Origin of the sequence: Caldimonas sp. (assembly GCF_046289365.1) — a bacterium.
Lineage (GTDB): Bacteria > Pseudomonadota > Gammaproteobacteria > Burkholderiales > Burkholderiaceae_C > Caldimonas.
Genome location: NZ_JBKBVU010000235.1, coordinates 1 through 4,244, shown reverse-complemented (window position 1 = coordinate 4,244; position 4,244 = coordinate 1). Strand labels below are relative to the sequence as shown.

Annotated in this window: 4 protein-coding genes; 2 read left to right on the top strand and 2 right to left on the bottom strand. The window is 65.0% G+C overall.

The features are described 5' to 3' along the window. Both ACK42S_RS16050 and ACK42S_RS16045 read right to left on the bottom strand, forming a co-directional pair. The coding region (locus ACK42S_RS16050; protein WP_409709828.1) for a hypothetical protein at positions 1-281 on the bottom strand (281 nt) is incomplete at its 3' end. Positions 282-303: 22 nt separating this feature from the next. After that, on the bottom strand, positions 304-1,482 hold the full coding sequence (locus ACK42S_RS16045; protein WP_409709825.1) for an integrase core domain-containing protein: 1,179 nt from the start codon (positions 1,480-1,482) through the stop codon (positions 304-306). Between the two features lie 322 nt (positions 1,483-1,804). Between ACK42S_RS16045 and dcm the strand changes: the two genes are divergently transcribed. Continuing rightward, positions 1,805-3,211, top strand: coding sequence for a DNA (cytosine-5-)-methyltransferase (gene dcm / locus ACK42S_RS16040; protein ID WP_409709822.1), 1,407 nt, complete (start codon positions 1,805-1,807; stop codon positions 3,209-3,211). Then, positions 3,208-4,244 (top strand): replication endonuclease (locus tag ACK42S_RS16035; protein WP_409709819.1); only part of this gene is annotated, 1,037 nt, incomplete at its 3' end. The genes dcm and ACK42S_RS16035, both read left to right, overlap by 4 nt.

Below are 4,244 nucleotides of genomic sequence, written 5' to 3'. Positions count from 1 at the left end.
CACAGCATGTGGTCATCGCGGCTGGCCACCAGCACGGCACGCTCTGGCGCAATCTCCAGCCAACGGATGGCGGCAGCGGTGAGCGACACTGTGCTGGTGAAAAAATCGCATAAGCCACATTTTGCGTCGTTTGTGTGAGGATCGGAGCAGGTTTTCGGCCAGCGCTCACCTGCGGGCGAGCGCCGTTCAAGCTTCTCCCAGCTCAAGGTGTGCTCAAGACTTGGAAACACTGGATTTCCAGGCAGGGCAAAACCTCGGCTGCCGGCACCGATGACCGTCACTCGCCAACTTGTCAGTCGAAAACTACGCTGCCCAGCGATAGCTGGAGTGCAGCCCGCCCAACCACTTCTGACGCACAAGTTTCCTTGGGGTCTTGAAGAAGTCGGGATCGTTCGCGGCCGGGTTGTTCGTCACATCCGGCAAGATGGGCGGCTCCACACCACAGGCCATGTGCGGCCGTGCGGTGTTGTAGTACCGGCGAAACTCGGCCAGCAGCCGATTGAGATGCCGGTCGTTGAGCGGCTGCACGTAGCGCAGCAGCTCATCGTCCAGCGTGCGATGAAAGCGCTCGACCACCGCGTTTTGCCACGGACACTTGTAGCCAATCCGGATAGTCCTTATTCCCATGGCCGGCAGCGTCTGCTTGACGATGGGCAAGAAGATGCTGTCTCTGTCCATGACGATGGCTTCGGGCAGCACGTCCATGTCCATGAAGGCATTGCGCAGTTGCTGTGCGACCCACTGCGCCGTGGGGCTGTAGGTGGCGCGTGACCACTGCAGCACGCGGCGGCCGTGGTCAATCAGGTTAAACACGGCAAGCCGGTTGCCCGCAAGGTCGCCCGTGATTTTGAAGTCAATGGCCATGACGTGCTGGTTGTAGAGAGTGGTCAGCCAGCCGGGCTCTTCTTCCCGAGGCGGGCGTTTGCCCTTTGGCCTGGGCTTGAAGCCGTGCGCTTTGAGAATCTGCGCCACTGTCTGTTTGCTGATGCGAAACTTCAGCTCCCCGCCCGAGATCATGCGGGCGATGTGCCCGGCACTGTACCGTGGGTGGTCGTGCTTGATGGCCAGGATGGCATCGACGATGAACTGCGGGGTGGGTGGTCGACCACGCGCCTTGCCCTCGGCGACCTTCATTGCGTGCCCCTTGCGCGACTTGGCCTGCAGCCAGCGAATGTAGGTTCCGGGCGAGAATCGCATGAAGCGCGTCAGCCAGGGAAAATACAGGCGCAGCCAGGCAATCAGCCGCCGCTGCCACCATTTCAGCGTCGGCAACTTGCGCACCAAGCGCCGCTTGGCCGGTGGTGTGCGACGGCCTTGGTTGGACACCACCTTGCTGCGCAGGCTCTTGAGTTCGAGCGACAGCACCTTCAGTTGCAGTCGTCGCTGCGCCCAGGTCAGCCGGTCACGCCGGTAGTGCCGCACGCTGAATCTGCCAACCAGAACCCCGACGGCAAAGGCCAGCAGGGGGAAGCATAACCACAACACGCATCCTCCTTTCGGGCAAAAAAGGCCCAGAGGATAAGCGAAGCGGTTTCTTGTTTACAACGTGTGCCTTGTGAACTCATTGGGAGGATTTACTCTGGACTGAGCAAGCCCCCACCGGCTGCGGCTTGCGCCTTCGCGGGCCGCTGTCGCATCGCGCGGCAGCGGCCTTTGTTCTCTTCACTCATCCCCGAAATTTAAAACCACTCCCTAGACGGCTCAGCCCGGCGCGATAGCGCCGACTGAGTCGATCCAAGCGTGTGCCAAGGGGGCGCACCGCTCACCGACGCGTCACCGCCGGGCCTCAACCCGGAGGTGACCAGTGTCCCATGTTTCCCAACAGAGCCCGCTGCGCGTGCTCGAACTCTTTGCCGGTGTCGGTGGATTTCGCTGTGCGCTCGAGTCCACCAAGACCCCAACGGAATCAACCGAAGACCCAGCCCCAGGCTACCAAGTCGTCTGGGCAAACCAGTGGGAGCCTGACGCGAAGCGCCAGTGGGCGGCCGACATCTACCGCTGGCACTGGCCAGGCGAACTGGATGGCCGCGACATCCGCGCGGTGCTCAGCGACCCGCATACGCTGGCCCGTCTCGAAGAGCTGCGCCCCGATGTACTCGTCGGTGGCTTCCCCTGTCAAGACTACTCTGTCGCTCAACCCGTCCGTCGCGCTCACGGACTGGCCGGCGACAAGGGCCAACTTTGGTGGTCCGTTCACGACCTGCTGAAGCAGTTGCGAGAGCGCGGCCAGCCGGTTGCCCACCTCATCTTGGAGAACGTCGACCGCTTGCTCAGCAGCCCGGCCGGCGCGCGCGGCCGGGACTTCGCGGTCATCCTCGGCAGCCTTCTGGAGCTCGGGTATGCAGTCGAGTGGCGCGTCGTCAACGCTGCAGACTACGGCTACCCGACGCGGCGCAAGCGGCTCTACATCCTCGCCCATCACCAACACACGGCGCTAGGCCGCGCGGCGCTGGCGGCCGCAGCGAACGCGCACAGCGCCCGGCAGTGGTTGACCCAGGACGGCGCCATCGCCCGTGGCTTACCAGGTGACACGAACACCGAAACGGGGCTGCTGCTGCCGCACGAGCTGCCACAGTTGCTCGCTGACACCGAACTCAGTCCCGCCAAGTCGCCCTTTGCTAACGCTGGTCTGTGTGCTTGCGGCCAGGTCTGGACCGCGCCGATTGCGGCGCGGTCTTCAGCGGACTTCACCGCGTTCGTGGGGCAAGCGCAGCCTCTCACGCTAGGCGACGTCGTGGCCGGCACCACCGTCGTTCCCGAGGCGTTCTTCATCCCCGAGGACCAACTGCCTCGCTGGCAAGCGTGCAAGGGCGCGAAACGCATCCCGCGCGTGAGTGCCACTGGCCATGTCTATACCTACAGCGAGGGCGCGATGGCCTTCCCGGACCCGCTGGACCGACCGGCGCGCACGGTCATCACGAGCGAAGGGGGCGCCAGCCCTTCGCGCACCACACATGTCGTGCGCCATGCGGATGGTCGCCTGCGACGGCTGACGCCGGAAGAGGTGGAGGCCCTAATGGGGTTTGCGCGCGGGCACACAGCCCTGGACGGGATTCGACCTGCCCAGCGGGTGGCGCTCATGGGCAACGCGATTGTCGTGGGGGTCGTGCGCCAGCTTGGGTGGGGGCTGTTACAAGCACGGGTTCAGGCCGCACCGGGTATGGGCACTTCAAGCCCGGTTCGCGAGGGCTATTCGCTAGACGGGGCATGACGCCCCCGATACCGACTCCCTGGCCCATAACTGCCGACGCCGACGAACCGACTGCTCCTCAGCCGCATCCCCTAAATGAGGACGGCGGGCAGGAGCGGCTTGCCTGGGGCCGCGCCGAGCTGGACGCCTGGGCCAAGCGCCAAGCCCAGCTCAGCGCCCAGGCCGGTGTCCCGGTGCGCGACAGCGTTTGGAATCTGCAGCCCTCGGGCAAGACCCCCGAAGAAGCCCTGCTCAGAAGCGCCGACCCCCGCTGGTGGCGCCGGGCTGGGGCCCGCAGGCTGCGCCAGGCCCGCGAAGCCGCGCTGCTGGCTGCCGGAAGTATCGGCCACGATGGCCAGCGCTACGCCAGCGACGTGGCGCTGGCGTGGCACAAAGACAGCCAAGTTCAGGCGCGACGCTTCGCCCGCGACAGCGTCATCTTTGACCCGTCCAGCGGCGACATGCAGCCCCTGGAGCGGTTGTTGCGCCATCCCCGGCAACTGGCCGCCAGGTACTACGCTTTCCTCAAAGGCATCGAGGCCCTCGCGACGCAAGCAAACCTGCGCTGGGCGATGCTGACCATCACGCTGCCCAGCGCCTGGCACGCTCGCCCGAAACACACAGTGGGCAAACACAGTTGGAACGGCCAACTGCCCAACGCCGGCCACCGCGAAATCGCCCAGGGCTGGCATCGGTTGCGCGCGCAACTGCGCAAGCACGGCATCGTGCTCAGCGGCGTGCGCACCGAAGAGCCGATGCAAGATGGCACGCCGCATTGGCACTGCGCGTTCTTCTTTAAAAGCGACGACGAACTGCGGCGCATCTGCCACGCGGTCCTGACCCAGTTTCCAGCCGGCCTGCGAATCCGCGAAGCCGTGGGTACCCGAGCAGGCAAGCTGCAGTTTCGCATCCGGCAGTACGACAGCCTCGATGACTTCCGAACGGGTCGGTTTCACCGCAATGCCCGCCGTGGCGCGCAGTGCCAGCTCGACCTGGGAGCACCCCGCACGCCCGGCACCGAGGGGGTGGTGGCGAGCTTTGCGAGCTATGTGTT